We start from the raw sequence: 25,368 nt of genomic DNA on the forward strand, positions 1-25,368 counted from the left end.
GAAACACTGTATCTTGAAAGCTTTGGAAGAATTTAGTATGGTTGACTCTTTCCCAAGTGACTTACCTGATTTTGATGTGCAACTTCAACAGTTAGTTAATAGGATACAACAGTACCTAACACAAAGTCAGGAACGACAGCAAGCTCTGAGTGAACTAGTTGATGCAATAATGAGATCACACAGATTTTGTCGTCCGTCGAAATTATTTCCTCTTGTTGTGCAAAAAATTTCTTTGGACTTACAAAAGCAACTTTTGCACGACATTAGCCAGAATATAGATGGTTATAATCCACAACGCATACCCATAAGAGAATGGGCAAATTCTCTGCGGCATCGAGCTTTGAAAACAATATTGAGCGATAACATAATAATTAATCAGATAGCTCAAGAAGCCAAAAATGCCGCACCTGATAGTAATCAACGAAGGCTGGCTTTAAATTTGTTAGTTGAAGCTATTCAAATAGCAGATAAATTTTATCATTTCAACAACGGATCTTTTTCATTTTCGCCTGGTTTATATAAATACATATATAACGAGGCAATTCAGGAAACTCTACTGTATGTGTGCCTGAATATTCACCAATACGACCCAAGTCGTGGTCACCTAATGACTTGGGTTAATTTTTTGCTATCTAAAAGATTTAGTGATGTACGCGATAAATATATGAAGCAAGGCATCACAAAATTACCAAAAATTAGCAAGAACATAACAGATGAGAAGCAGTCTGGAATTAAAATAGTCTCCCTAGATAACGCAGAAATTTTAGAAATATTTTGGCAAAAAGAAGAAGCGGCTTTTGAATCAAAACAACTGCGAGATTTGATCGAATCAGACCCAGATAGTGTGTTCAGTAACGCACACATCACAGGAAGACCAGATGTGAATTTTAAAGTTGTTGCGTTGGAGAAAGTGTGGGGAGATAAAACTTGGGAATATTTGGCAGATAAATGGCAGATAGATTCTATTCAAACCCTTTCTAGTTTTTTTAATCGTTGCCTAAAAAAATTTCGCTCTACTTTTCAGGAATACTTACAAGATTAATACAAAAATTTAGTTAATTGGCGAGGTAATTTTTCAATTATGGAAATTAGTAGCATGATAGAAGCATTGACTTTTACAGTCCCTATCCCTTTGGAAGCGCATAGAATAGCACAACAGTTATCTCAAGCACAATTTACTGCCGAGAAAGCCCGAAAAGTCTATCACAATATTTTAGCCGTACATGCAGTAGATTTTTATCTGCGATGCATGGGACTAGATACGGATTTCGATCAAAGTGATAGTCATGATAAAGTAATGCTAACTTTTACAGATGTGGCAGATTTAGAGGTAAAAAATTACGGCAAGTTAGAGTGTCGTCCGGTGCTATCAGATGCAGAGGTTTGTTATGTACCACCAGATGTTTGGTCAGACCGAATTGGCTATATGGTTGTCCATCTGAACGAATCATTGCAACAGGCGAAAATTATAGGATTCGCCACAACAGTATCCGAAAAAAAAGGTATTCTACCTATTAGGGAGTTGCGAATACTTGCAGAGTTTTCAGAATATCTGAGTCATATTAGACAACCAAAACCAGTAAAACTGCGTCAATGGTTTGAGGGAATTTTTGAAGCGGGTTGGCTGGGTTTGAAGGAACTTTTAAGCGAAGAACAGATAGAACTGGCTTTTGGTAGTGCAAGAAACCGACAGTCAGGTTTATTATCACCAGAATTTGACATCATAAGAGCTAGAAAAATAGACTTAGGTATGCAACTTGTTTCTCATTCACTAGCTTTAATTGTAATACCAAGGGTGACTAATGAAACAGAAGTAGACCTGATTGTACAGTTACATCCAATTAAGGATCAATTCTATCTACCAGAAAGTGTACAAATGAAAATACTTGATAAAAATGGAACTGCTGTTTTGGATAATCAATCTAGAGGGTCTGATAATTATATCCAATTGAAGTTTACCGCTGAACCAGGAGACCTTTTCAGTATTGCTGTTTCTTTAGAAAACGCCAGTGTAACAGAGTCGTTTTTCGTTGCAGAGAATTAGCAAATAAATCTTAATTCATCATCTCATTAACCCAAACTCGGCGGGCGTTGCATAATGGAGTATGAATTAGTGGGTGCTTGAATGTGAATTGCCCATGTTGTGACTCTAGCCATATACGTAAGAACTACAGATATCAACAATGAGCCAATTATTTGTTCTAAGTTTAGAGGGTGATTTTGAGCAAGGCTTTAAAGCCACTCTTGAAATCGGTGAAGGGGGAGATAAACGCCCTACTTCTGAAACCATTGGTGAACTGCCTCCCAAGCCAGAAATGCTCAATTTTTATAGAGATTGGCAGTTATCACAATTAGCGTGGCTAAAGAGGGGACGGATAAAAATTCCATCATCACAAACTAAACAAGTTTCCATTAAGCCTCTGATTGAAGACTCCCAAGAAAAAGCTGATGTATTGCGCCGGAACCTAAATAACTGGCTAAACCAATCTGAGTCATTTCGCCGTATCCGAGACAAATTGCTAGCGAAGTATACATCCTCAGAAGAAGTGCGGGTACTGCTTCGCCTTCGCAACCAAAATGCCACTAAGTTAGTTAATCTACGACGCATCCCTTGGCATCTGTGGGACTTGATTGAGGAATACTCAATGGGAGAAGTAGCCCTGAGTAATCCAGAGTCTGAAAAAGTAGCCAAAAATAATATACCCACTATTGAAGATAAAGTTAGAATATTGGCTATTGTGGGTAATACCAAAGGTATTAAGTCCGAGCAAGACCTGGAATTTTTAAAGCAATTACCAAGGTCAGAAATCAGAGTTCTGCAACAGCCAGAGCGTTATCAAATCAATGATGAATTATGGGAACAAACTTGGGATATTTTGTATTTTGCTGGTCACAGTGAAACTTTAGAAGAAGTGGGGAAGATAGAGATTAATCAAAATACCCCCCCGGACACTCTGACAATTACGGATTTGAAGTATGGTCTCAAAAAAGCTATTCGACACGGGTTGCAGCTGGCAATATTTAATTCTTGTGATGGATTGGGGCTAGCATATCAGCTAGAAGATTTACACATTCCCTACATAATTGTTATGCGGGAACCTGTGGAAGATAAAGTAGCACGGGAGTTTTTGAAGCACTTCCTTAGTGCTTTTGCCGATGGGCGGTCTCTAGATGCAGCAGTACGAGACGCACGCCAACGGCTGCACGGTTTAGAAGATAAGTATCCCTGTGCCAGCTGGATTCCTATACTCTGCCAAAATGCTGCATCTGCACCGATGAAGTGGTCAGCGTTGGGACGACGGCCTACCAACATCTCCCCCTATCGTGGCTTGTTTGCTTTCCGAAAGGAGGATGCACCATTCTTCTTTGGCAGAGAAAACTTTACTCAACAGCTAGAAAATGCTGTCCACAGAGAGCGTTTAGTCACGGTGATTGGCCCATCAGGAAGCGGTAAATCCTCAGCAGTATTTGCTGGACTAATCCCTAAGTTGTGTTCGCAAGGCAATTGGCAGACTCTGGATTTTCGTCCTGGCGATCGCCCCTTTCATGCTCTGGCATTTAAGCTAATTCAGCACTTAGAACTAAATCTAGACAGTGAGAATGATCGACTCAGGGAAACTCGCAAACTAGCTGCTGATTTACGACAAGAACCAGAATCGCTGCGAGATGCGATCGAACGGATTATTTGGAATAATCCTGGTACTCGCTTTTTAATGGTGATAGATCAATTTGAGGAACTTTATACCCTTTGTTCAAAACAAGAGTGCCAGAGTTTTTTAGAGCGATTATTAGAAGTAGTTAAAACTGTTAACCATCACAATTTACATCTGACTCTGGTGCTGACTTTACGGGCGGACTTTCTTGGTTATGCTCTTTCTGACCGTTCCTTTGCTGATGTCATTCCCATTGCCGATCAGATGCTTGGGCCAATGAATCCTGTTGAGTTGGAACAGGCAATTACTCAACCAGCCCAATTATTTGGTGTAACGATTGAATCTGGATTAACAGAGTTGATATTAGAGGAGATTATGCCGAATGGCAAGGTCATGGAACCAGGATACTTGCCTTTGGTGGAGTTTACTCTCACGCAGCTATGGGAGAAACAACAGGATGCTCAATTAACGCACGATGCATACAAACAGCTAGGAGGAATCAAAGAAGCGATCGCTCACTATGCAGATCAGGTCTTTGATCAACTCAATGAAGAACAAAAAGAAGGAGTCAGACGCATCTTTGTTCAACTTGTGCGCCCAGGAAACTCAGGAGAAGGAACTCCAGATACTAGACGGATAGCGAATCGTAAGCAGATAGGTGAAGAAAATTGGGATTTAATTCAACATTTAGCCAATGTTCGGCTTGTAACAACTAATAATCACTTAGTTTTAGATAACAATGGCAAACTCATCGAAGAAGAAATTGTCGAAATTGTTCATGAAGCGCTAATCGAAAAATGGTTCCTACTAAAAATTTGGCTGGATCTTGATCGAGAGTTTCGCACCTGGCAAGAAAGGCTACGATCATCGATCATCGAATGGAAAAAAAATAACAGGGATGATGTAGGTTTACTGCGAGGGAAATTTCTAATCGAAGCAGAAAACTGGCTACGAGACAGATACCTCGAATTGAGTAGAGAAGAACAGGAATTTATTGAGCAAAGTATTACACTCCGGCATCGGCGTAGAAACATCACTATCTTTACACTTAGCACTATTTTTACGATTATTTCAGCTGCTGCTGGTATCGCTTGGTTATCTAGACAAGCAGCAGTTGTCGCCTTAGAAGACCAAATTAATGCTTTGAGTGGCTCATCTGATGTACTGAGAAATTCAGGCCGGCCATTTGATGCTTTACTTTCAGCAATGAAGGCAGCAGAACCAATCCTAACAAAGCAAATTCAGGTAGAGCCTAATGATAAAACATGGAAACAAGCACAGAAAGCTCTGCAATGGGCATTGTTTCAAGTTAGAGAGCAGAATCGTCTAGATGGACATCAAGATGAAGTTTGGAGTGTGAGCTTTAGCCCAGATAATCAGTTAATTGCTACTGCTAGTGCTGATAACACTGTCAAACTCTGGAGTCGTGAGGGGAAAAAACTAAAACCCCTGGAAGGACATGAAGGTGTTGTATCTAGCGTCAGCTTTAGTCCAGATAGCCAAACAATAGCCACTGCTAGCTTTGATAAAACTATCAAACTCTGGAATCGTCAGGGGGTGCTACTAAAAACTATAAAAGAACATACAGACTGGGTTTACAGTGTCAGCTTTAGTCCAGATGGTAAAATTATTGCCTCTGCCAGTAAAGATGGAACCGTTAAGCTTTGGAATCGAGATGGTAGTAAGTTTGGTAAGTGGCCTCGAGAATTTGTGGTTCCAGCACCTAAAGATAAGAGTGATGGTGGACTAAACACTGTGACTTTTAGTCCAGACGGAAGAACCATTGCAGCATCAAGCTGGGATAAAACAGTCAGCCTGTGGAGCCTCAAAGATGGACAGAAGAAAATTTTAAGCGGCCATAATGATGCAGTCAACAGCGTCAGCTTTAGTCCAGATGGTAAGATGCTAGTTACAGCTAGCCGGGATCAAACTATCAAACTTTGGAGTTTAGAGGGCAAGGAACCAAAGACCCTCAAAGGACACACTGATGAAGTCAGTAGTGTTAGTTTTAACCGTGATAGTCAAACTATTGTCAGTGCTGGTTTTGATAAGACAGTTAGACTTTGGAACCTCAATGGTGAAGAACTTAAACCACCTCTGACAGGACACAATGGACAAGTGAATCAAGTTGTTTTCAGTCCTGATGGTAAAACTATTGCTAGTGCTGGATTCGATGAAACTGCTAAACTTTGGGCTTTTAACCGTCACCAGCTTCAGAGGCTGAATGGACATAAAGACAACGTTTGGGGAGTAGCCTTTAGCCCAGATGGTAAAACAATTGCTACAGCTAGCCAAGATGGAACTGTTAAACTATGGAATCGTAATGGTGAAGTAATTAATAGTTTGCAAGGGCATAAAGACATAGTGACAAGTGTAACGTTTAGCCCGGATGGTGAAATAATCGCTACCACGAGCAAAGATAAGACTGTGAGATTATGGAGCCGAGATGGTAAACCGATCAAGACGCTGACGGGGTTTAAAAATTCTCAAGATAACCGGGTTGATAGTTTAAGTTTTAGTCCCAACGGTAAGATATTTGCAACGGCAGATTGGACTGGAGAAGTTAAGCTTTGGAGTCGAGACGGTAAAAAATTAGATTCTTTTCAAGCACATGAAGACAGAATTTACGACATCACTTTTAGTCCAGATGGTAACATGATTGCTACAGCTAGCAAAGATAAAAAGGCTAAACTCTGGAATCTCAAAGGTACAGAAATAGAAATTAAGTCTTTGAACTTGAACAAACATTCTGATCAAGTTTTTAACGTTAGCTTTAGTGCTGATGGTGAAATGATCGCTACTTCTAGTCGGGACGGAACTATTAAACTCTGGAATCGAGATGGTAAACTGCTCAACACTATTGATGTTTCCTCTATTTACGCCGGCCAAGTCTACAGTACTAGATTTAGCCCCAACGGTAAATTAATTGCTGCCGCAACTAGAGATGGAAGGATCACAATTTGGAATACAAACGGTGATTTACTCAAAATTCTAGAGGGACACACTGACATCGCTGACAATGTTAGTTTCAGTCCTGATGGTAAAACTGTTGCCAGTGCCAGCAGGGATGATTCGGTTATTTTGTGGACTTTAGATTTAGAAGAACTAGAGCGAACTGCTGCTCTATGGAAGTCAGATTTAAATCAGGTAATGCAACAAAGTTGTGATTGGGTAGGCGATTATTTACAACATAATTTGAATGCTGATAAAAGTGATCAGCATATTAAAAAAGTTTGCGAAAAAGCTGATACTATTAGTCAGAGCAAGTTTAGAGAAAACTTGACAATTAAGGTTGACGCAGAGACGGAGTGACAAGCAGAAGCGGTAAGTTTTCTAAGTAATTAAAATCACTAGTAATTAAATTAACTTGATATAAGCCGTTATGATTTTAAAAAAAATATTACCAAAGTGGTTTTTCTCTGATTTCTTCCTCGACTGGAAACTTGAAAACTGGCAAGAAATTTATAAAAACCAAACTGGTTTATTAAATATCTACTATCAAGGATGTTATCGATCACTTCCACAAGTTATTGTTTTTGATAACACAAAGGAAAATTTAGATTTAAGCAAAATTAACTTTCAATTAACTTCTCATAAATTTAAAATAGATGAGAGTCTGGAAGCTGAGAAAATATTTAAACTCTATAAAAAATTTATCTATTTACACAAACGCAAACTATTTAATGAGACTTGTCTCAGGCTTGTTTCAATAAAAGTTCAGCAAAAATCAACAAATTCCAAATGTATTTTGTTTCAACTTCAAACATCTGACTACTTTGATTATGTTCAAACTAACCTTTGCTTGGATGCAAAATTAAATAAAAACCATATCTCATTAAGAGAGAAAGTCCACATCAGAGATAACAATTATCAATTAGAGGAACTTGAAGACTCTCCATTAGCCAATATATTGGGAATCAATATTTTGATATTTACATCAGATGGAACTCTAATTCTCCAAAAGAGGTCTGCCCATACCCTAGTTCGTCCTAATCAAATTTGTTCATCAGCTTCAGGAACACTAACAAAAGCAGATATTCCAACTTATCAACAAGAATTCAGCGCTGATAAATTATTACCTGCATTTCTAAGAGAAATGTTTGAAGAAATCGGACTAGAACCATCTAGTATTACTGAAAGTCAAGTCAAATTTCTAGGAGTTCTTAGAGAGTTAAACCGAGGTGGACAACCTGAATTGTTTCTATCAGCATATATTGATTATGACAAGAATCAGGTGCTAGATGCTTATCGAAAAGCTATAGATAAATTTGAATCAAAATCTTTACTGTTTTTTAAGATGGGTTCATTAGCCAATGAACCACTTGACTCTCTCGAACGAAAATCTAAATTTTTATCAAAAGTTGATGAACTTATTGAACAATATCAAGAAACAATAGCAGTTCCTCTAATGGCTCACTTAGCATTGTGGTGCAAGTCACGTCTTCAGGATATTTAATATGAGATTGATATTAACATTTGTATCTACTACGATAATCTTTGCAATTAAGGCTATATATCCCATCTCAGTGATAGCCTTACCAGAAGAAATAAGCAAAGAGCTATATTTTAATAACTCTGAAGTGATTGTAACCTCTGCCACTAAATTTTTTGGGAAGGGAAAGTATGCCAAATTACAAAATCTTCTAGCTGCTGGTAGATGGAAAGAAGCAGATCAAGAAACTGATAAGATCATGCTTGCTATTTCTCGTAAAGTATCTAAACCAAAAGTATCTGATTTTGAAGGTATAGAAAATCCAAGTGAAGATTCAAACTGGATAGAAAAGTTTCCTTGTAAAGAACTACATAAAATTAACAAGCTTTGGCTAGAGTCTAGCAATGGACGCTTTGGCTTTAGTGTTCAAGCAGCTATTTTGGAAAGTTTGGGAGGTATGCAAGCAGATCATGGTGCAGTCTTTGATGATGTATACGATCAATTTAATGAACAGCTTGGTTGGAACACCAGTTTAAATTTCACGTTAAATGCTCCTCAGGGACATCTCCCTAGTTGGGGGCGTAATCGCAATGTCACATTCAATGGAGGTGATAGATCAGCGATGGGTGATCTGTTTTATCTGTTTTATGGTGCCAGAGCTTGTCAGATTTTCTAGACACAATTTAGGGACTTCCTGGCTTAGGCATCTAACTATAACATTAGACCAGCAAAAGTAAACTTTTGTAACGATCTTCTTCCCTTGCGTAAAAACACTGAATGGGTGCAGAAACACAAATAAGAAGCAATCAAGAAGGTTGCATCACTCATAACAAAGACTTTGACAGAGGGAAGAATAATGTTGAAAAGGATTGTAGCACCCCTGATAACATCCATTGGTCTTTTAAGCCTGAATGCTAGCGTTGCTTTATCTGCCGACGGTAATATTACAGCTTCTTTGGTAGGTCAAGCTCTAGCTTTATCAGCCTTGAATTATAAAGCGGCTTTAAAAGCATACTATGATGTTTTGCCTGGTAATACATATACCTTTATCAAGTATAACTTAACCAGAGGTTATAATTATAATATGATTGCATCTTGTGATGATAATGAATGTCAAGACCTTGATTTATTATTGTTAGACCGTGATGGAAATGAAATTGATTCTGATAAGGGTAATAGTACAAACGCAAAAGTAGGTTTATTGGTTAGAGAGAGCGATACATATCAACTTGTAGTTATTATGCGAGGTTGTAGAAAAATTTCTTGTGAATATGGAGTTCAACTTTTATATCAAGAGAAATAAATTTAATGCTTCGTGTTTCATTGCGGACAGATTAAAACAGAAAATATGACCGCATTTTGAATTCTCAAAAACGACCGTTTTCAAGAGACACGACCTTGCATCATTTGATATTAAGGTTTTGGTCGTTTCCATTTCTCAAAACTGTCTCTTGTTTTTCTTGGAATAATTTATTCTTTGGAAGTCCCTAACATATTTTTGTCCGTCGAACTTGAATAGCTCTCTCTCAAGAAATTGCTTTCCTTTACGTATGCCCTTACGCTCCACCAACAAGTCGAAGAATCCCGTCGTGCCAGGTTGAACTTTAATAGGTCTTGAGCCGAGATACGGATACCGTTGGCGAATTCCCCAAACAGCTAAACTGAACCGATTAGTTCAGCAATGAAACGATTGAGAACGGGGTGAAATGAGCAGTCGAACAGAAACTTACGCTAAGGAATTGATTAGCCTTTTGAATATTGCGATCGCCTCTTATAAACCTGTACCAATTGATCTGTCTGAAATTTAAAAGCCTCAAATCCTTACTGTGCCGTACAATAAAGCTGTACTAAATAACCTATAGGTTAATTGGTACATCGAGAATTGCGAAAAATATTGATTTGCAGAATGCTTATCCAGTAAAGGCTACAGCCTTAGCGTAACTTTCTGTACGATTGCTCATTTACCCCCAGAACCTTCTAAGCAGTTTTATACCCAGTAGCTTGCTTACCCAATTTCAGTTCAGACAAAACACGAACACGTAAAATTTCAAGTTCCTCTATCGCCAACCCAACAGACTGTTCAGCCACCTCACGGACTGGCAAATCTTCAAACTCCCATTCCACCCAAGGTAATCGCATCTGCCCTGGCGATGTCTTTTTACCTTTGTGCTTAATAACTTTGGGCAGAAAATTACTTCCCCAGTGGTAGCAGTAATCTGGTTTTATTTCACGAGGTTGACGGGGCATGGGAGTTTATTTTTAGGATAAGCAGAATCTAGCCCATCTAAAACCCAATCACAGAAACAGCCTTTCGCTTCTGCTCTGGCGTAACCTCCAGATAACGCTGCAACGTCCCCAAGTCGCTGTGACCAGATATTTCTTGAATAGTTCTCAAAGGTATTCCCGCGCTTGACATCTGCGTGAGGGTAGTTCGCCTAAACGTGATACGCCGTTATAACTTTTGTTTTGTCTGGACTGTATATTGATTCAACTCTTTGATATTCAGTATGCGTCCACCAGACTTTAATCCTGTTACCTTGCGCTGGAGAACTTCCCATTATGAAGTAACCAGCTTTTTGCATCATTTCTTCAAATTGACTGGAGTCTATGACCTTAGAGTTAAATTGCGGTATTCCTTGTATTTGGTGCTTCTCTAGGGTCATAGGTTCCCTGATACGTAGTAAATATCTTGTATCCAGGTAATACTAAAGCAATGCCAGCCAGACTGTGAATCTTACCAGGATATTTGTAAGGTAAATCATCAGGGATACTTCCGCCAATCCGAATATTAAATCCTGGGAGCCACACATATAAACCAGGGATTAGCAAATCCATACTATAAGCAATCGCCCTCATTTGCTCGTTTTCTTTGGGGGCGACGATGTTCCTGATCCGTAATCCGAAGTTTGGTTTTGTGACGCTTAACATAGTTTCAATCCCTTTCGGGGATTTCTAAATTTGTTAATTTCCTAGCGGAAATTGTTAGTCTTTCTACAAGTTTTAGGAGTTTCAATCCCTAATAGGGATTATATCTTTAGAACCCCTATTAGAAAACCCCTTGGGGATGAAACGACCTTATTACAAGAGTTCTACCCTTCATTTTGGCAAACTTATCTCAAAAGTCCATTTCAGCCATTGGCAATCCACTATCCTTGACTGACTAAAGTCTGTAAACTGTTATGTTGCAGAGCTTCTGGCGTTTGGGCGAACCACCAGCGTTTTTCTTCCAATAAGGTTTTAATGTTGGCGAGGGTGTCACCTGTGGGGTCAAATGTAGGGAAATGCTTATTTCCCTACATTATTCAAAAATCCAAAGCAGAGATAGCGTTCTGCTTCTGCTTCTCAGTTACGCCCAGATAACGCTCCAAAGCAGCCAAAGTCCGATGCCCCGAAATCTCCTGAATGTGGCGCAACGGTATTCCGGCATCGCTCATCCTAGTTAACGCCGTCCTCCGAAAGCTGTGAGTACTAACGCCCTCAATGCCCAACCGCACACAGGTATCTCTGAGGATTTTGTCAGCGCTGACCTTGTGAATATGTAACAACCCATGCCGCCCAGGAAACAAGAACTCCTTGCGACGGTTGGGGTTGTACTCTTCTAGATACTGCTTGAGCTTCGGATGCACTTGAATTTCCCTTGTGTCTCGCTTGCCTTTGGTGTTGACACTGCGTAGTACTAACACGCCTCTGACACCGTTGCTGCCAAATACGTCTTTCACTGCCAACGTGCAAGCTTCGTTGATCCGGCAGGCAGCGTAAAGGCACACCCCAAATAAAGCGCGATCGCGTGGGTTGACAAAGCCCTCGTTAAATAGGAGATTGATTTGATCGGGGGTAAGGATTTCTGCCCTGCCGAACCGGTTTATTTTCATAGGTTCTAGCCTACATTGTCTAAACCCAATAAAACAATGTAACTGACCAAAAAGCCTATTCTCTCGTGAGCGATGACACACGATTAACCTAGACTTATGAATCAGCCCTCAAGCACGACCGCTACAACCCGCATTGTCTCGTTGGCTGATTAAACTTGCTTATGGAGAGCAGCACATTACCCTCAATCAGGTATAATCCGCACCAATAGGATCTGCTCATGTTGCGGCTGTCTCAACTGTCTATACTCGCTTCTATACCAAGAGTTGATAAATCGTTGCTATCAAAACCGATATCAATTTTCTCTGCGCCAGCGTCTAGATATGGTGTAGACCGTGCGTGCAACTGTAAATAAATGTGAAATGGGGTGTAGATTGTGAGTTTTGACAACGTTTGTAAGGTTTTAGCTGAAAAATACCCAAGAGAATTTGTTAGTTGGTTACTGGCCCAAGCACCGACAAAAGTTAAGGTACTTAAGACCGAATTGAGTTTAGAACCAATCCGTGCAGATTCTGTTACCTTCCTGCAAACACAAGATCGAATTTTACACATCGAATTTCAAACGCGCACCATCTCAAATCCGCCGCTTCCATTCAGGATGCTGGATTACTCCGTGAGGTTAATACGTCAATATAACGTCCCCGTCACCCAAGTAGTAATTTTTTTACAACAGACAAATAACGAAATTGCTTTTACTGAAGAATATGTTTCGGAGACAACAACTCACCGTTATCGAGCCTTGCGGATGTGGGAACAAGAATCAGCACTATTTCTTGATAATCCTGCATTATTACCTTTAGCACCATTAACCCGAACAACCTCACCCCAAAGGTTGCTATCGCAGGTTGCCCAGAGTGTTGCTAGAATTCCTGATAGGAATACTAGGCAGGATATTGCGGCTTACGCAGAGATTTTAGCTGGTTTAAAGTTTGAAAAGGAATTGATTCGGCAATTTTTAAGCGAGGATGTGATGCAAGAGTCAGTAATTTATCAGGATATTTTACAAAAGGGACAACAACAGGGACAACAACTTGAAGCTTTTCGGTTTTTAATGCGTCAATTAAATCGGCGTTTTGGTGAGATAGATGCATCGATAATTGAACGGATTCGAGGATTGTCTACTGAACAATTGGAAGTACTGGGTGAGGAATTTATGGATTTTTCTGCAATATCTGATTTGGTAACTTTATTAGAACAGCAGGAAAATAGTTAAAATTTTCACCACAAACGCAGGAATTGATTCGTCAATTTACTCTTTAGCAGTTGAGTGAACAAGCTAAAGGCAGAACTTAAAGATGTTCGACAGAATCTCTGTCTATCATCACCAAAGGCTTTTTTTTAAGAAGGGTAATGAACATGGGTAGGTAGCCAGCCGCTCTTAAGAAGGAAGATAGAGAAAAGTTAACTACCACCACTCCCCGACTTAATTCTTTCGCTCTCCTCACCAATACATCATTCATTCACAATCAAGTTATAGTCTATATAACCAAGCATCGCCCCTCTTTTTATAGCCTCATAACTGTTCCTGACGTGCCATTTACTGTACAAATCGCTGGCGTAATGTTTGACTGTACTAACAGAGAGAAACATTTCTTTGGCAATCTGTTCAAAACCTAAACCCTGAGCCAGTAAACGCAGGACTTGTATTTGTCGTTCGGTGGGAGAATCAAGCAAGTTTTTGTCAGCAAAGCTAGGGTCAATATATCTATTTTTATCAAGGCTTTTTAACAGTTTTTTAGCCAGCTTAGGGTCAAGCAGGCATTCATCAAAGTAAGCTCTCTTGATGGCTAGTTCAATCAATTCTACATCAGCACTTTTGAGCATATAAGAATCAGCCCCATGATGGAAAGCTGACTTAATAAAGTCGGAATGAGTCTGATTAGTAAAAATCACCACTTTACTATTAGTCTTTCTTTTGATTGAGCGAGTCAGTTCTAAACCACTCATGTCGGGTAAGAGTAAATCAACTAACACAACATCAGGGTTGGTCTGTTCAATTAACTGAAAACCTAGCTTTCCACTGGTAGCATCACCAGTTACTTCTATATCAGGAGATTGTGAAATAGCGCCTTTGATGCCTAAGAGAGTGAATATTTCTGGTTCAACAATTACTATTTTCAGCATGATGTTGATAATCCTCTAATAATAAATGGCTGTTTCTTCGGTTATTTCTTATTGGTGTCTAGCGGACACATACTAGACACTTGGTGTCTGGGCGGTGTCTGGGGTAGTGTCTGCTGGTGTCTATGCTATACAAGGGTTTTGAGCTTTGGTGTCTGTAGTGTCTGGTGTCTGATGTCCGCAAAAAAAGGGGGTTTTTGGGAGCAGACACCAGACACCGATGGCAGTCAAATTTGATTAAGCTTGATAACACCCTCGGCTATCCAGTCCGCCAATCCTGCCCCCACAATTTCATACATCCAGCCCTTGATTTGCTCTACAGTGAATCTCTCACCGTTCACTTTAAAATTGCCCTTGAACTCTCTTACATCAGCTTCTATTCGTTCAGTTCTGGTGAGATATTCATACAGTTTTTGCGCCATTGGTGATAGTTTATTAGGTGCATCTTGGGTATCACCTGCCTTGTTACCAAGATTGAATTCCAGTTCATAAATCCGCTCTAAAGTAGCTTTATCGATTGTTGGCGGTTCATTACTGGTCACAGGTTTATCAAGCCGAAAATCAATTCGCTTGTGGTCGAGCTTAGGCAGTTCAATATCAATCCATTGCCCATGCCCAGGTAATTTAATCTTGCCCTGACCACTCGCTTTAGCCTCTGTGGTAATTGGGTCAATAGTTGCAATTAGTTCTACTTCTAAGAGTGCCGCATCTCGAAGTTTTGATAACCCTTTGGCTTTGGCTAAGATTTCCATTGTGCGGTCGTGAGCTACGAACAAAGGAATCATTAATTGTTTGCGAGATTCAGTCATGGCACAGCGAAACCACCTGCCAACAAAATCAGGGTCGGGCTTCCATTTTTCATCCTCACAATCGTCTGGCATTGGCTCAACAATGTTATCTGTCCAGGTCGTAAATTCCTCACAGATAACTGATAGCATCTTGCCCGATGCTCGTAATTGTTCTGTCCATTGCTCCTCTGTTAATCCACTCTTGCGGTAATCTTCATAGCGCTGGCGCATTTCATCCATGTACCATTGCATGAATTCGGCTATTTCTTTGTAGCCAGTAATCAGCCTCACACCTCGCCACTCGACAATAGTGCCGTGAGGATCAAGCGCTACGATGTTCCACCCAGCTTGTACTTTTTTCCAAATAATCTCTCTAGTAGTCCACGATTTACCCGCACCCATGCCACCAAATATCAAAGTTGGGTAGCCGATGGTGTTTTTGATCCAGCGATATTTGTCGCCGTCTGCAATCGCTCCTGGCTCAGATCCAGTAACCTTATCGTTGGGGTCAATCGTCCCCTGTAGAGTCTGACTCCCTTGCAGATAGGGCGTTTTCATCTCGCGCAACTGCTTAATGTAATCTGCTTTCTGTTGCTCGGTCATCCCAGCCGTTTGCGCCTCAAAGATAGCCTCGGATGCCTCCATTTGGGTAACTTCAATTTCCGTGTGAGCGTAAATCTCAGCTTTTTGGATGTCAACTGTGCGATCGTTGGCGATTAGATCCAAGTCGGCTTGTAGTTCCACTTCTCTAACAGCAACGTCTCGGTAGCTGTCCAACAACTCGGAACGTGCAGCCATCTCTGCTTTTGCAGCATCCCGCTTTTGGGCGATGTCCTCAAAAACTGCCCTCTGCTTCTCCTCATTTTGACAATGGCGAAGCATCCACCCAGCAAGCGCAAACCCCAGGAATCCCCCAAACGCCCAAAACGCTTTGTATGGGTTAGTCGCCTTCACCAGCCCATTTACCCCCATAGCTGGGTTACGCACTATTTGGCGCGGCATTCCATCACTCTTCCATTGCTCCCAGTAATAGGGGGTCATGCGGAATGGTCTGTTATTCTGATCCTGACATACCAATTTTTTCTGGGGAGTCCGAAGGCAGAAATAAATGCGGTCGCTTGACTCCCCTTTCCAAGCCATCGCAGCCGAGCTAATTCCCACAGTTAAACTCAGCCCAATTGCAACAGCTTTTTTATCCATCGGCAACTGTCCGAACCACTTCATTAAACCCGATTGTTGCGACTCGGATAACTGTTTATGTTTCTCAGATAGATAGTTCATTTACCTTTTTTACCACCAAATAGAAAAAGCATTAATATCGCTAGAAATATGCCCACTCCTGCACCATCCATCCAACTTGAAGATTCAGCAGTTTTTGGCTTATAAACTGACTCAATAGAAGTCTTAACTGTACTAGTAGAAGTTCTCGCTTCATTCCACTCGCCAATCGGTTCACTAAGCGCACACAATAACGCCAGTGATGCACTGCAACCAGTCATTAAATTAGTGACGAAATTATTAAACCCTTCACCCGTTGCAGTAGCAGTAAAATACAAGTGTGCAGTGCCAACAGCAAGGAACATTCCAACTGGGTGAACTTGTAGCAGATGAAATGTGAAAATAACTGCACTATTTAGACAACTGCCAGCGACAATTTCACAAGCATTACCAGCACGTCTAAATGTCCGACCTCTATTATTTTCTGGTAATTGTTGTGGCTGTTCGGGTTGTTGATGCTGCTTAGTTGATTGTGGTGTTTGTGCCAGCCCTTCATGCAAAAAAGGGCTGACGCTATGAGGATCTTCATTTCGTTTCCTTACTAGCATCAGCCTTACCTAATTAATTGATTATCTGTCGCCTAATTTCTGCCACAAGTTACCCAACATCGCACCCCAACCGCGAACTGTTCCTGTTGCTGAAACACTAGATGCTGGTGCATGATTTTGGGATTGAATTGGTATCACTTCCTGGGGTGTTTGATTTGGCTCCAGCGCCCGTGAGCCAAACCTCGCACGAGCTAAAAGTTGTTGGCGTTTCTCTCTCAATCCTGTAGTGATTGCTTGCCGTTCTGCTTGCACAGTTTGCTTATTTTCGATGCCGCTAATCTTGTTTTCATGCCTCCACAATTCTGCTTGCAAATCGTGGTGAAGTTGGGCGGCAACTTCGGTCAGTGCGTGCTTACGTTTCTGATCAATTCGCAGCAAGTCGGCTCTATCTTGGGCATCTATCTTACTCATTTCTGAATCAAATTCCGAATTGAGTTTGCGAATTTTGGCGATAGCACCCGCAACATGAGAGCCGTATTGTTTACGAAGTTCGACCCAGGTAACTTGTCCTTTGGTCAACTTCTCCATCGCCTCAAAGACGACCTTGGCGTTATCTAAGAAAGGCTCTAATCGGTCAGATAATTCTTGGGCATTATTCGCATAGTCAGCGAACTGTTCGAGCTTATTGATATCAGAGAGATAGCCCAAAATATCAGACTCAAATCCTCCCCATGCTTGCGCTTTTTCATCGATATGGGAACTATGACCAACTACCGGATTACGTATTGCAAAGTCCATTGCTAAAACTCCTAATAAGGTATGTAGTCGTAGTTGATATCACTCGACTCTTGGGGCACTTCATCCCAGTAACCAATCTCTTCAAATCGGCTATAAATTCTCGTTGCTAATTGCCTTACGGGGTCGTCAAAATCATCAGAGATTAAATCAAATCTGTTCTCACCAAACGCCAAGATATTTGCAATGTCCGCGTCAATACCATTACCCAAGAATTGACCAAATGCAGCAGAGTATGGATGCTCATCAATAGTTGAATGAGTTGCTAGAAATTCCGTCCCGGTAAAGGGGGGGTAATCTTCACTCTCGAATATTGGTGTGGAGAGTGCCGAAATATCTGCCGAAATCATTGCTGACCATTGTTCAGGATTTTCTGCTTTGAATTGATCTAATCTCAAAGCGCGGTCAGTCAGAGGTGATTTGCCCCAATCATTGGGATTTTTGTAATCGAGTGTCATTTGTTAGAATCCAAAATGTGTGTAGTTTCGATGCACAGATGGGCGATTGCAGTGATTGGTCGTCGATGCAATCGCTTCATCATCAGTTCTCACAAAACTCATTTAATTCAAAAACCTCCCTCTGCACTTGGTTTTGGCTTAGTTCAAAGCGTCTAGCTTTCGAGTCATTGAAAATGAAAGATGCATTGACTCTAGAGTTAGAAAGGTGGCTGTAGCGCAGTTGTTGACCACGGAATTCATAGAGGTGGTTACGTTGTAAGGCTGTCGTTGAAAGCATAAGTTTGTCCCTCAACTTGGGAATAGAACTCGATATTTAGGATTGCTTCGTGAATCTCCATCAAGGCTTGAACAGCATCACCCAAACGCAGGTCATTCGATGTGCTGAACCGCTCAGACGCTTCGATTTGCTTGTAATTTGGCGATGCTTGCACAAATCTTAGAGTCTGTTCGCAACCGAGGATGATGGTCATTATTTCGGTTGTTGTTAGCGATGGTTGTGTGTGCATGGTGTCTTGGTCGCTCATGACTTGTTTCTTCTCCTTTGGGTTTTGATTGGTGCGGTTGGCGCTTCTGGCTGGTTTGGCTTTTGAACTGCATAGCTGATGGCCCCAGCACCACCCACGGCTGCGGCGATAGTGAACATATTGTTTCTGCCAAGCTGCTGCACTCCGAAGTAGCCAAGGGCTAACGCTGCTGCTGTTGCTCCAATGCCTAAAACCGTGTTTCTGAATGTGTTTCTGCTCATGCTGCCCCCTTGAAATTAGTGACCATTGCGCTAAGTGCTGATTTATTTGGCTGTGTAGATGTTGCTGTTTCGGGTTTGGGCGTTGTTTGCACATTGCCGTGTTGAAAAATCAGCTTCTCTACACCTGCTGAAAGTGCTTGTGTCGGTGCATCTTGGGGTAAATCAAAAATCTTGCACAATTCAATTACTGCTAGGTAGGAGATGGTTATACGCCGAGATTCATAATTCATTGATTAGGCTCCCCTCGATATTTGAGTTAATAGTTTCAACCCCAAGGCATTGATGAATTGGGGATTATTCAAGACCACAAAACCTAAATCGGCTAGGTTCTGATCCACTACTGGCAGCGAAACACCCCCACCCCAGGCGACAAGGTATTTCGCACGGTCTAGATAATTGCCAGCAGTCACAAAGTTGGCGAATTTCTCAATCCTGTTACTCCACCACTGATCAAGGCATTGGCTGTACTCGGTTTCAAACTTCTTACCTGTGAGGTGGTTGCCGCCATAAGTGAAAGTCCCTTCTACAATTCCCTGGTTAACGAGACTGGGCGAGTGCTTCACATCCTTGGATAGCAGACTCACTCGGTCGTTTCGCTTGTCTAGTGCCTCTGCAATCATGGTATGCAGTTCACCCGCTCCACCTTCAATCAGGTGACGGTCAATCACCGCACCGCTACCGTTGAACACGGTTACAAGCCAAGTTGATGAACCGATATCAAGAGCGATCGCTAATTCTGACGGGTCAAGTACCAGGGATGCTTCACCAAATAAGCAGTGGGCAATGCTTCCGAATCCTTCGGGGTAAATGCCTGTAACAACAATCTCAACTGTCTTGGTGACAATGGAACGAGTTACAGGGTGCAGATGTTCAAAGGTGTGAGTCCCTTCTACTCGGCGCTTAATCTCTTGGCCCCAGCGTTCTGGGTTGTGATTGCTCAAACTAATTTCTAGCTTGACTTCATCGGGAATATTCAGAACTGCTAAGTCTGCAAGGATGCTTTCTAACGCCAGTTCTGCCTTTTTCGCTTTGTCCTCGTGTAGCAGGGTGTGGTCACTTTGAGCTAGAGCCGCACTGCCCCAGAAGAATTGAACATCTTTTAAGTCAAGCCGCGTTCCTTGTACATAACGCACCCATGCCCCATCTTTTGAGATGGTTTCGTGGTGCATGATGTTTCGGTTGCGAACAAGTGAGTATGCGGCTGGCATCATGATGGAAAAATCACCGATGATTGCCTTGCCATATCCTGCACCTGAGTCTTTTCCGGCGATGAGGTCAGTTAGCCCGGATTTGGCTAACAAGTCTGCCTGAACTAGCCAATTTTTGGCATTGGAATATATAGCTGTCATGGTTCAGATGATTGGTAAAAGTCTTGATTTTTCTGGCTTTGGAGAATTTAGAGACTCAATCGCTTTAAATCCACATATCCAGTTAAGGGCTTGCCATCACTTCGCTTTCCGGCTTCTGTCACCTATGTTATGCGTCGTTTTTTGGCTTGCTAGTGTTATGATAGCATTACTTCATGAAGTAATGAAGTAATGTTTTACTAATTTTCTTGAGGTAATGTCAAAATGTTTTCAGAACAAATAGAAAACAGTGATGTGGTAACAAGACGAGACGATCCAAATTTCACTCAAGTTAGCGGGTACATACCAAAGGAGAAAGCTTTAAACTTTAAAATTGCTTGCACTGCTTTGCAAATAACCCAAAGCGATGCACTAGATGAAGCAATTAGCCTTTGGCTAGCAAATCATGAGCAACCTTCCTCCACACCCAAGGGCAAAAAAGGTAAGGGTACAGCATGACCAAAGAAAGCCAATCAGAAAAAAACGCTCTAAGGGAAATTCTGGCCTATTTACAGAAAGTAGGGCTATTTGCTCAAAATCCAGTGTCAAACATTACTATCAGTAAAGTTCGTATAATTTCACATCATTAATTTTGTTGTCTCCAATGACTACAGTGAAAGACCCACCAACCGATTTTCAACTCCCGCCGCACAACGAACCGGCATTAGAGATGCTTAGGGAGGCGAAAGACTATGCGTCCACTCAAGCTCTAGCGGCTGGTGCTGCTGCGCTGGCTACAGGAGGCATAATTCATCCATTTGGATGGGTTCTTTTTGGATTGGCTTACAAGCCGTTGATACGAATTCAAAAACTTGCGCGGCTGGAAAAATTAACAGCCCTACTTTTGAATGAGTTTAAAAGCCAGGGTATACAAGTCTTTCCAGTGCTAAAGCCCGAAGACAAGAACCCCATCGACTTGTTTATTAGGTTTCCGAGAAAGACACATCTGTTTATCTCCATTCGTTCACGGGGAGATAGTCAGGTGGTCTACAACGAAAAAAGGGAAATTCTACAGGTGAAAAAGAAAGATAAAAATGGTTTAACCACCTGGAAACCCTGCCCATTAGTTGAGCTATCGGATTACGAGAGATGGCTGACTAAAAATAGAGATTTGTTTGGAATGTCCTCGAAAGAGGTAACAAAAACACCGACAGGAAAAGTTTTGGTCTTATGGAGTCCAACTCAGGCAGCATCTGACCACAACCCACATCTTTATTCTGAGATGGGCAGTATGAAAATTCTGGCTCTCAGGAGAAAAGGTACTACGTTTGTAATTCAAGAGGAGGAAGTAACCGAGTTCATCAAGGCTTGGTTAGCCAAGTACGAATAGGCTAAAAGCTGAAAACCCTAAGTCTCGATGAGACAAACGGGCTTTCAATTGGAATTGGGGTATAGGTTTCGCCGCCTAATTAATATCCCTAATAGTAATCTTATCAAACCTTTTTGAGTGTTAAGCGATTGTAACACTGGCTACACAAAAAACGGCAACTCAGGAATTTTATCAAATTCGATTTCTGAACGTTTGTACTAAAAGATTACTTTCGGGATAGCTCCAATTCCTCCAACACACAAACTGGAGGAATAGCTCTCATGTCACCATTACAACAATCTCATAACTCAGTATCGCCGCAATCAGCAGATGCTCAAGGGGCAAATTCTGCTGTAAAGACAAAACTTGAGTTGATTGAGAGTCGCATAATCAAGTTTGCGTTTAACGCCACTGGCAGAAACAAAGACTGGGACTTTAAGAAGCTGGCCGGTAACTTCATTGATGTAGAAGGCACTCTAGCCGATGTCCAGCACCACATTAAAGCAGGTCACGCCATCTGTGCCGGACTGTTAGGGGGAAAATGGCGCAGTAAGGCCAACGTCATCGGTTCTCATTGGCTACTAATTGACATTGATAATTCCGATGTTGCCCGTGATGCTTATGGCAATCCGATTAAGGACGCAAACGGTAATTCTATCAAAATTTACGATCACCAATTAACCATAGAAGAAGCGCTAGTCCATCCCTTCATTAAAAAACACTGCGCCTTAATGTACACCACTGCCAGTCACAAACAAGACTGGCATAAATTCCGGTTGGTTTTCCTTCTGCCCGAATATGTCCAAGGCGCTGATACTGTAGAAGCTTGTACGCGCTTCCTCATGCAGCAGTTACCGCATGATCCAGCTTGTAAAGATGCAAGTCGTGTTTTCTACGGCAGCACAGAAGCAGAATTCCCCCTGGTCAACCCTGAAGCCACTTTACCAGCAGAATGGATAAGTGAGGCGATTGCGATCGCGCAACAGGAACGTATTGAGTATCAGCTAAGAATTCAAGAAATTGAGTCACGGCGTAAAGAGTGGCGTGAGATTTCCCTCACTGAAGGCTGGGACATTGACCAGCTAATCCAAAACGCTCTTTCATTCATCCCACCACGTACCCCAGGAAGCGGTAACTATGACGAATGCCGTCAGGTGTTGATGGCACTGGTTAATCATTATGGGGCAACAGATGCGGAAATCATAGCCGAGCAGTGGTCGCCCAGTATCAAAGGCTCAACTTGGAACATTCGCGCTAAGATTCGCAGTTTTAGACGTGGGGGAATCTCAATCGGTACACTGTTTCACATTGCCAAACAGTATGGCTTTCGCTTCCCGCAACGGCAGTACCAAGCATACCAGCCCAAAGGAGTAATTAACCGTGAACAGTGGGAGCTTGGGCGAGTTAGAGAGGACTTGAGCAGCTTCCAAAATTTATTGAAGCAAGCAATCGCTCCATTTAGTTCGATATTTAAAGGATTTAAAGCCCCACCAACACCAAAGCCCTTACCTGAAATTGACACGCCTTCGCCCAATGTAATTATTTACAAACCCGGCAATATCCCGTACATAACTGAAGTTACAGGCAATATCTCTATCTCCTGCCAGCCAGAGGAACATATTGCTGCTTGGGTGGAAGCTGTTTCTAAGGGCTGGACACAAATCTTAGATAATTCCCACCCTGGACTGGGCAAGTCTTACAATGCGGGGCAATTGACGGCGGCCTTATTCGGTGTTGATAAACTAATTTACCAGGATGCCAACCACAGAAACCCATCTACACTGCCCATTGAAGAAAACTTTGTTGATTTGCCAGTGCGACACAACGGCTTTAAACTAGATCCCACTCGCAAAACTCCTACAGGTGAGGACTTTAAACTGTGGACTAAAGCGGGTGAGACTGCCGACACTGACGGCAATTGTCACAGAACTTACTTATTTAACGCCTTCCGCAACAAGAATTTTAGCAGCCTTGATTTTGAAGAGAGCGGCATTAGTCCCATCTGTGGCGGTTGTTCCCTTAAAAATCAGTGCCGTTTCGCAAAAGGTGACGGTTTTGGATTCCGCTTTCAAAAACGCACAGCAATTCAAAATTATTCTGAACTCAGAGCGCACCCAGACTCTACACCAGTCACCTTAACTAACGCTGCTGACCAAACTTTCACCGTTGGGCGGTTATGGGAAGAAGCAGGCACACTTATCAAGCCCGTGCGCTCGGTTGATGTGAACCGAGGCGATTTTGAAACTACTGTCGGCAAACTGCTACTGTTAGAACCAAATCTTCTATCACAGCTACAACCTGCACTCTTAGTTTTACACCAACTGTTAACTCAGCAAATTAAACCGAATGACCGCTACGGCTTTGATGATGCCAGCATCCGTGCGCTGCTGCCCCCTTTCCCCACAGGCTTAGATATCGAAGCGATTCAGCTTTTCTCTGAACCTGATTTAACTTTCTTAGAAGACTTGGATTCAATTGATATTACCCAAGATAAACAACTCAAAAAAAGCTCTGCGGCTCGTTATGCTGCCAAAAAGGTAGTTAAAGACAGCGCACGAACGGCAGGCAGGGAATTTCTTGACTTGCCTAATTACTGGTTGCCTGACTTCCTCGAAGCTTGGAAAGGTGATGGTAGTTTCCAATCTCAATGGGGTGTACTCAGCATTTACCGCCGAAACCCCAAGCATACTGAATTGGCCAAATCAGCGAACTTTAATATTTATCTTGATGCCACTTTCAAATCTCACAAGTTGAAATTGAAACTGGGCATCGATGAGCCTGTATTAATAATTGAGCAACAACGCCCAGACTACAGCAATTTAAAAGTGGTCAACGTCACTGGGCTGGGGAAACTGCCCAAAAATCGCTCTCTTCCACTTAGCAACCGTGTCAATGCCCTCAAAGAAACCTTAAAAAAACTCTGTCCCAACCTTGGCATTATCGATTGGAAACAGATTGCAACCCAAGCCGAGGGCCGCACAGAATACGGTCACTTTGTCGATGGGCGTGGTGTTAATCGCTTTAGTGAGTGTGATGCGATCGCTTCTTTTGGCATTCCCTACCAAAACATCGGTGTTTTAGCAGCACAATATCAGGTGATGACTGGTGAACCAGTCAACCTGGAAGATAAAAACAGCGCTTTCCAAAAGTATCTCACAGACCTGATCCGTGCAGAAATCATCCAAGAGATTGGGCGATTACGCGCTCATCGTCGCCCCAATGTGGAGCTAACATTCTACTTCTGCGCTGACTATGATTTGGGTTTTCTCGATCGTGAATTACCAGGGGTGAAATTAGAAAGCGTTGATGCCTGCGACTTCTGCATTGAAGCTGGTAGCCGCGACCAGCAGACGGGACACGCCATCGTCAAAGCGTTTACCCAGCTTTGGCAGTCACACCAGAAAATTGGACAAAAGGCTATAGCCAAAATCATAGACACTACCCAAGGATGGGTGAGCCGATTTACCCAACGCTGGGGGGGCTGGCAGCACTTTAAAAAATTATTACTCTTGCTATTAGATAGTCTTAATAGCGGTAGTAATAAAAATTTGGCTGACCTAGACGAGGATGAAAAGTGGCTAGCGCGTACATACTTTCCGATGTTGATTGCTGAATCGGAGTCATCACCAGATCACCTGTTAGAGGGGGTGGCGGAAGTTGCCGAAGTTTTTAGTACTAGGGCGATGCGGCGAGTTTTACACGGATGTACCCCTCAAGTTAGGGCTGACTTGCTGATGACTTTCGTGAGTTGTTTGCCTACTGAAGTTTACTCAATTTCAGTTTCTTCAATCTCTGGGTCACTCGCAGAACCTGCGCTATCACCTTGAACAGTCATAAGAACTGATTCCAGACGATAACCAGCTTCCCGAATGTAATATCCAGCTGCACCCACGTCTTCAAACACGTTGTCAAATTGGGGATGAGTTGACGGAAAAATCTTTCTCAGGCGATCGCTGATTCCTGAAAGTTCTTGCTGAATTGCGATTAGTTCTTGAGTATCATCATCCATGACTTATTTACCACAAAGATAGCTGCCCCGGTGAAACATTTGATTTCCCACACCTGTGGTATAAAAGGTGACAAGC

24 protein-coding genes and 1 pseudogene are annotated in these 25,368 nt (G+C 42.0%); 10 read left to right on the forward strand and 15 right to left on the reverse strand.

Annotated elements, in window-relative coordinates; translation table 11 throughout:
- Window positions 1–37 precede the first annotated feature (37 nt).
- The 6 genes from VB740_RS22910 to VB740_RS22935 all read left to right on the forward strand — a co-directional run bounded on the left by VB740_RS22910 (window position 38) and on the right by VB740_RS22935 (window position 9,388).
- On the forward strand, window positions 38–1,042 hold the full coding sequence (locus VB740_RS22910; RefSeq protein ID WP_323202207.1) for a hypothetical protein: 1,005 nt from the start codon (window positions 38–40) through the stop codon (window positions 1,040–1,042).
- A 54-nt stretch (window positions 1,043–1,096) separates the two neighbouring features.
- Window positions 1,097–2,044: a DUF1822 family protein gene (locus tag VB740_RS22915; protein WP_323202208.1), complete on the forward strand. Its 948-nt coding sequence runs from the start codon at window positions 1,097–1,099 to the stop codon at window positions 2,042–2,044.
- 139 nt (window positions 2,045–2,183) lie between these two features.
- Window positions 2,184–6,965, forward strand: a complete 4,782-nt coding sequence (locus tag VB740_RS22920) for an eIF2A-related protein (RefSeq protein WP_323202209.1) — start codon at window positions 2,184–2,186, stop codon at window positions 6,963–6,965.
- 70 nt (window positions 6,966–7,035) lie between these two features.
- Window positions 7,036–8,109 carry a hypothetical protein gene (locus VB740_RS22925; protein ID WP_323202210.1) on the forward strand — a complete coding sequence of 358 codons (1,074 nt, stop codon included), beginning with the start codon at window positions 7,036–7,038 and terminating at the stop codon, window positions 8,107–8,109.
- A 1-nt stretch (window position 8,110) separates the two neighbouring features.
- Window positions 8,111–8,761: a GUN4 domain-containing protein gene (locus VB740_RS22930; protein WP_323202211.1), complete on the forward strand. Its 651-nt coding sequence runs from the start codon at window positions 8,111–8,113 to the stop codon at window positions 8,759–8,761.
- A gap of 180 nt (window positions 8,762–8,941) precedes the next feature.
- Window positions 8,942–9,388 carry a hypothetical protein gene (locus VB740_RS22935; RefSeq protein WP_323202212.1) on the forward strand — a complete coding sequence of 149 codons (447 nt, stop codon included), beginning with the start codon at window positions 8,942–8,944 and terminating at the stop codon, window positions 9,386–9,388.
- A gap of 674 nt (window positions 9,389–10,062) precedes the next feature.
- Here VB740_RS22935 and VB740_RS22940 read toward each other — a convergent pair.
- The 4 genes and pseudogenes from VB740_RS22940 to VB740_RS22955 all read right to left on the reverse strand — a co-directional run bounded on the left by VB740_RS22940 (window position 10,063) and on the right by VB740_RS22955 (window position 11,957).
- The gene (locus VB740_RS22940) at window positions 10,063–10,332 is read right to left on the reverse strand and encodes a hypothetical protein (RefSeq protein WP_323202213.1); all 270 of its coding nucleotides are present in this window, start codon (window positions 10,330–10,332) and stop codon (window positions 10,063–10,065) included.
- Window positions 10,333–10,369: 37 nt separating this feature from the next.
- Window positions 10,370–10,528: pseudogene (locus VB740_RS22945) on the reverse strand (tyrosine-type recombinase/integrase); the annotation flags it as partial.
- A gap of 176 nt (window positions 10,529–10,704) precedes the next feature.
- Window positions 10,705–11,013: a hypothetical protein gene (locus VB740_RS22950; RefSeq protein WP_323202214.1), complete on the reverse strand. Its 309-nt coding sequence runs from the start codon at window positions 11,011–11,013 to the stop codon at window positions 10,705–10,707.
- Window positions 11,014–11,387: 374 nt separating this feature from the next.
- Window positions 11,388–11,957: a tyrosine-type recombinase/integrase gene (locus tag VB740_RS22955; RefSeq protein WP_265278265.1), complete on the reverse strand. Its 570-nt coding sequence runs from the start codon at window positions 11,955–11,957 to the stop codon at window positions 11,388–11,390.
- Window positions 11,958–12,331: 374 nt separating this feature from the next.
- On the opposite strand from VB740_RS22955, the gene VB740_RS22960 reads away from it, so the two are divergent.
- Complete coding sequence (locus VB740_RS22960; RefSeq protein WP_323202215.1) at window positions 12,332–13,168, forward strand: Rpn family recombination-promoting nuclease/putative transposase; 837 nt, start codon at window positions 12,332–12,334, stop codon at window positions 13,166–13,168.
- Window positions 13,169–13,407: 239 nt separating this feature from the next.
- Here the strand turns inward: VB740_RS22960 and VB740_RS22965 are convergent, their stop codons facing one another.
- From VB740_RS22965 to VB740_RS23010, 10 genes are all read right to left on the reverse strand, one after another.
- Window positions 13,408–14,079, reverse strand: coding sequence for a response regulator transcription factor (locus VB740_RS22965; RefSeq protein WP_323202216.1), 672 nt, complete (start codon window positions 14,077–14,079; stop codon window positions 13,408–13,410).
- A 224-nt stretch (window positions 14,080–14,303) separates the two neighbouring features.
- Complete coding sequence (locus VB740_RS22970) at window positions 14,304–16,145, reverse strand: hypothetical protein (RefSeq protein ID WP_323202217.1); 1,842 nt, start codon at window positions 16,143–16,145, stop codon at window positions 14,304–14,306.
- Window positions 16,142–16,690, reverse strand: coding sequence for a hypothetical protein (locus VB740_RS22975; RefSeq protein ID WP_323202218.1), 549 nt, complete (start codon window positions 16,688–16,690; stop codon window positions 16,142–16,144). Before VB740_RS22975 ends, VB740_RS22970 begins: the two co-directional genes overlap by 4 nt.
- 21 nt (window positions 16,691–16,711) lie before the next feature.
- Complete coding sequence (locus tag VB740_RS22980; protein WP_323202219.1) at window positions 16,712–17,428, reverse strand: hypothetical protein; 717 nt, start codon at window positions 17,426–17,428, stop codon at window positions 16,712–16,714.
- Between the two features lie 11 nt (window positions 17,429–17,439).
- Window positions 17,440–17,883, reverse strand: a complete 444-nt coding sequence (locus VB740_RS22985; protein ID WP_323202220.1) for a hypothetical protein — start codon at window positions 17,881–17,883, stop codon at window positions 17,440–17,442.
- An 82-nt stretch (window positions 17,884–17,965) separates the two neighbouring features.
- Window positions 17,966–18,160: a hypothetical protein gene (locus tag VB740_RS22990; protein WP_323202221.1), complete on the reverse strand. Its 195-nt coding sequence runs from the start codon at window positions 18,158–18,160 to the stop codon at window positions 17,966–17,968.
- Window positions 18,132–18,407, reverse strand: coding sequence for a hypothetical protein (locus VB740_RS22995; protein ID WP_323202222.1), 276 nt, complete (start codon window positions 18,405–18,407; stop codon window positions 18,132–18,134). Before VB740_RS22995 ends, VB740_RS22990 begins: the two co-directional genes overlap by 29 nt.
- Window positions 18,404–18,628, reverse strand: coding sequence for a hypothetical protein (locus VB740_RS23000; protein ID WP_323202223.1), 225 nt, complete (start codon window positions 18,626–18,628; stop codon window positions 18,404–18,406). The genes VB740_RS22995 and VB740_RS23000 overlap by 4 nt, the downstream gene beginning before the upstream one ends.
- On the reverse strand, window positions 18,625–18,858 hold the full coding sequence (locus tag VB740_RS23005) for a hypothetical protein (RefSeq protein WP_193947674.1): 234 nt from the start codon (window positions 18,856–18,858) through the stop codon (window positions 18,625–18,627). The genes VB740_RS23000 and VB740_RS23005 overlap by 4 nt, the downstream gene beginning before the upstream one ends.
- 3 nt (window positions 18,859–18,861) lie before the next feature.
- Complete coding sequence (locus tag VB740_RS23010) at window positions 18,862–19,977, reverse strand: ParM/StbA family protein (RefSeq protein WP_323202224.1); 1,116 nt, start codon at window positions 19,975–19,977, stop codon at window positions 18,862–18,864.
- Between the two features lie 222 nt (window positions 19,978–20,199).
- On the opposite strand from VB740_RS23010, the gene VB740_RS23015 reads away from it, so the two are divergent.
- The 3 genes from VB740_RS23015 to VB740_RS23025 all read left to right on the forward strand — a co-directional run bounded on the left by VB740_RS23015 (window position 20,200) and on the right by VB740_RS23025 (window position 25,110).
- The gene (locus tag VB740_RS23015) at window positions 20,200–20,433 is read left to right on the forward strand and encodes a hypothetical protein (RefSeq protein ID WP_185585979.1); all 234 of its coding nucleotides are present in this window, start codon (window positions 20,200–20,202) and stop codon (window positions 20,431–20,433) included.
- Between the two features lie 145 nt (window positions 20,434–20,578).
- Complete coding sequence (locus tag VB740_RS23020) at window positions 20,579–21,304, forward strand: hypothetical protein (protein ID WP_185585980.1); 726 nt, start codon at window positions 20,579–20,581, stop codon at window positions 21,302–21,304.
- Between the two features lie 260 nt (window positions 21,305–21,564).
- Window positions 21,565–25,110 (forward strand): PriCT-2 domain-containing protein, encoded by a 3,546-nt coding sequence (locus VB740_RS23025; protein WP_323202225.1) that lies wholly within the window; start codon window positions 21,565–21,567, stop codon window positions 25,108–25,110.
- On the opposite strand, the gene VB740_RS23030 is transcribed toward VB740_RS23025, so the two are convergent.
- Entirely contained in the window at window positions 25,050–25,292 is a 243-nt protein-coding gene (locus tag VB740_RS23030) for a hypothetical protein (RefSeq protein ID WP_323202226.1), read from the reverse strand. The two genes, VB740_RS23025 and VB740_RS23030, sit on opposite strands and share 61 nt — an antisense overlap.
- Window positions 25,293–25,368: the final 76 nt, after the last annotated feature.

This window comes from Nostoc sp. UHCC 0251, assembly GCF_034932245.1.
Classification (GTDB): domain Bacteria; phylum Cyanobacteriota; class Cyanobacteriia; order Cyanobacteriales; family Nostocaceae; genus Nostoc.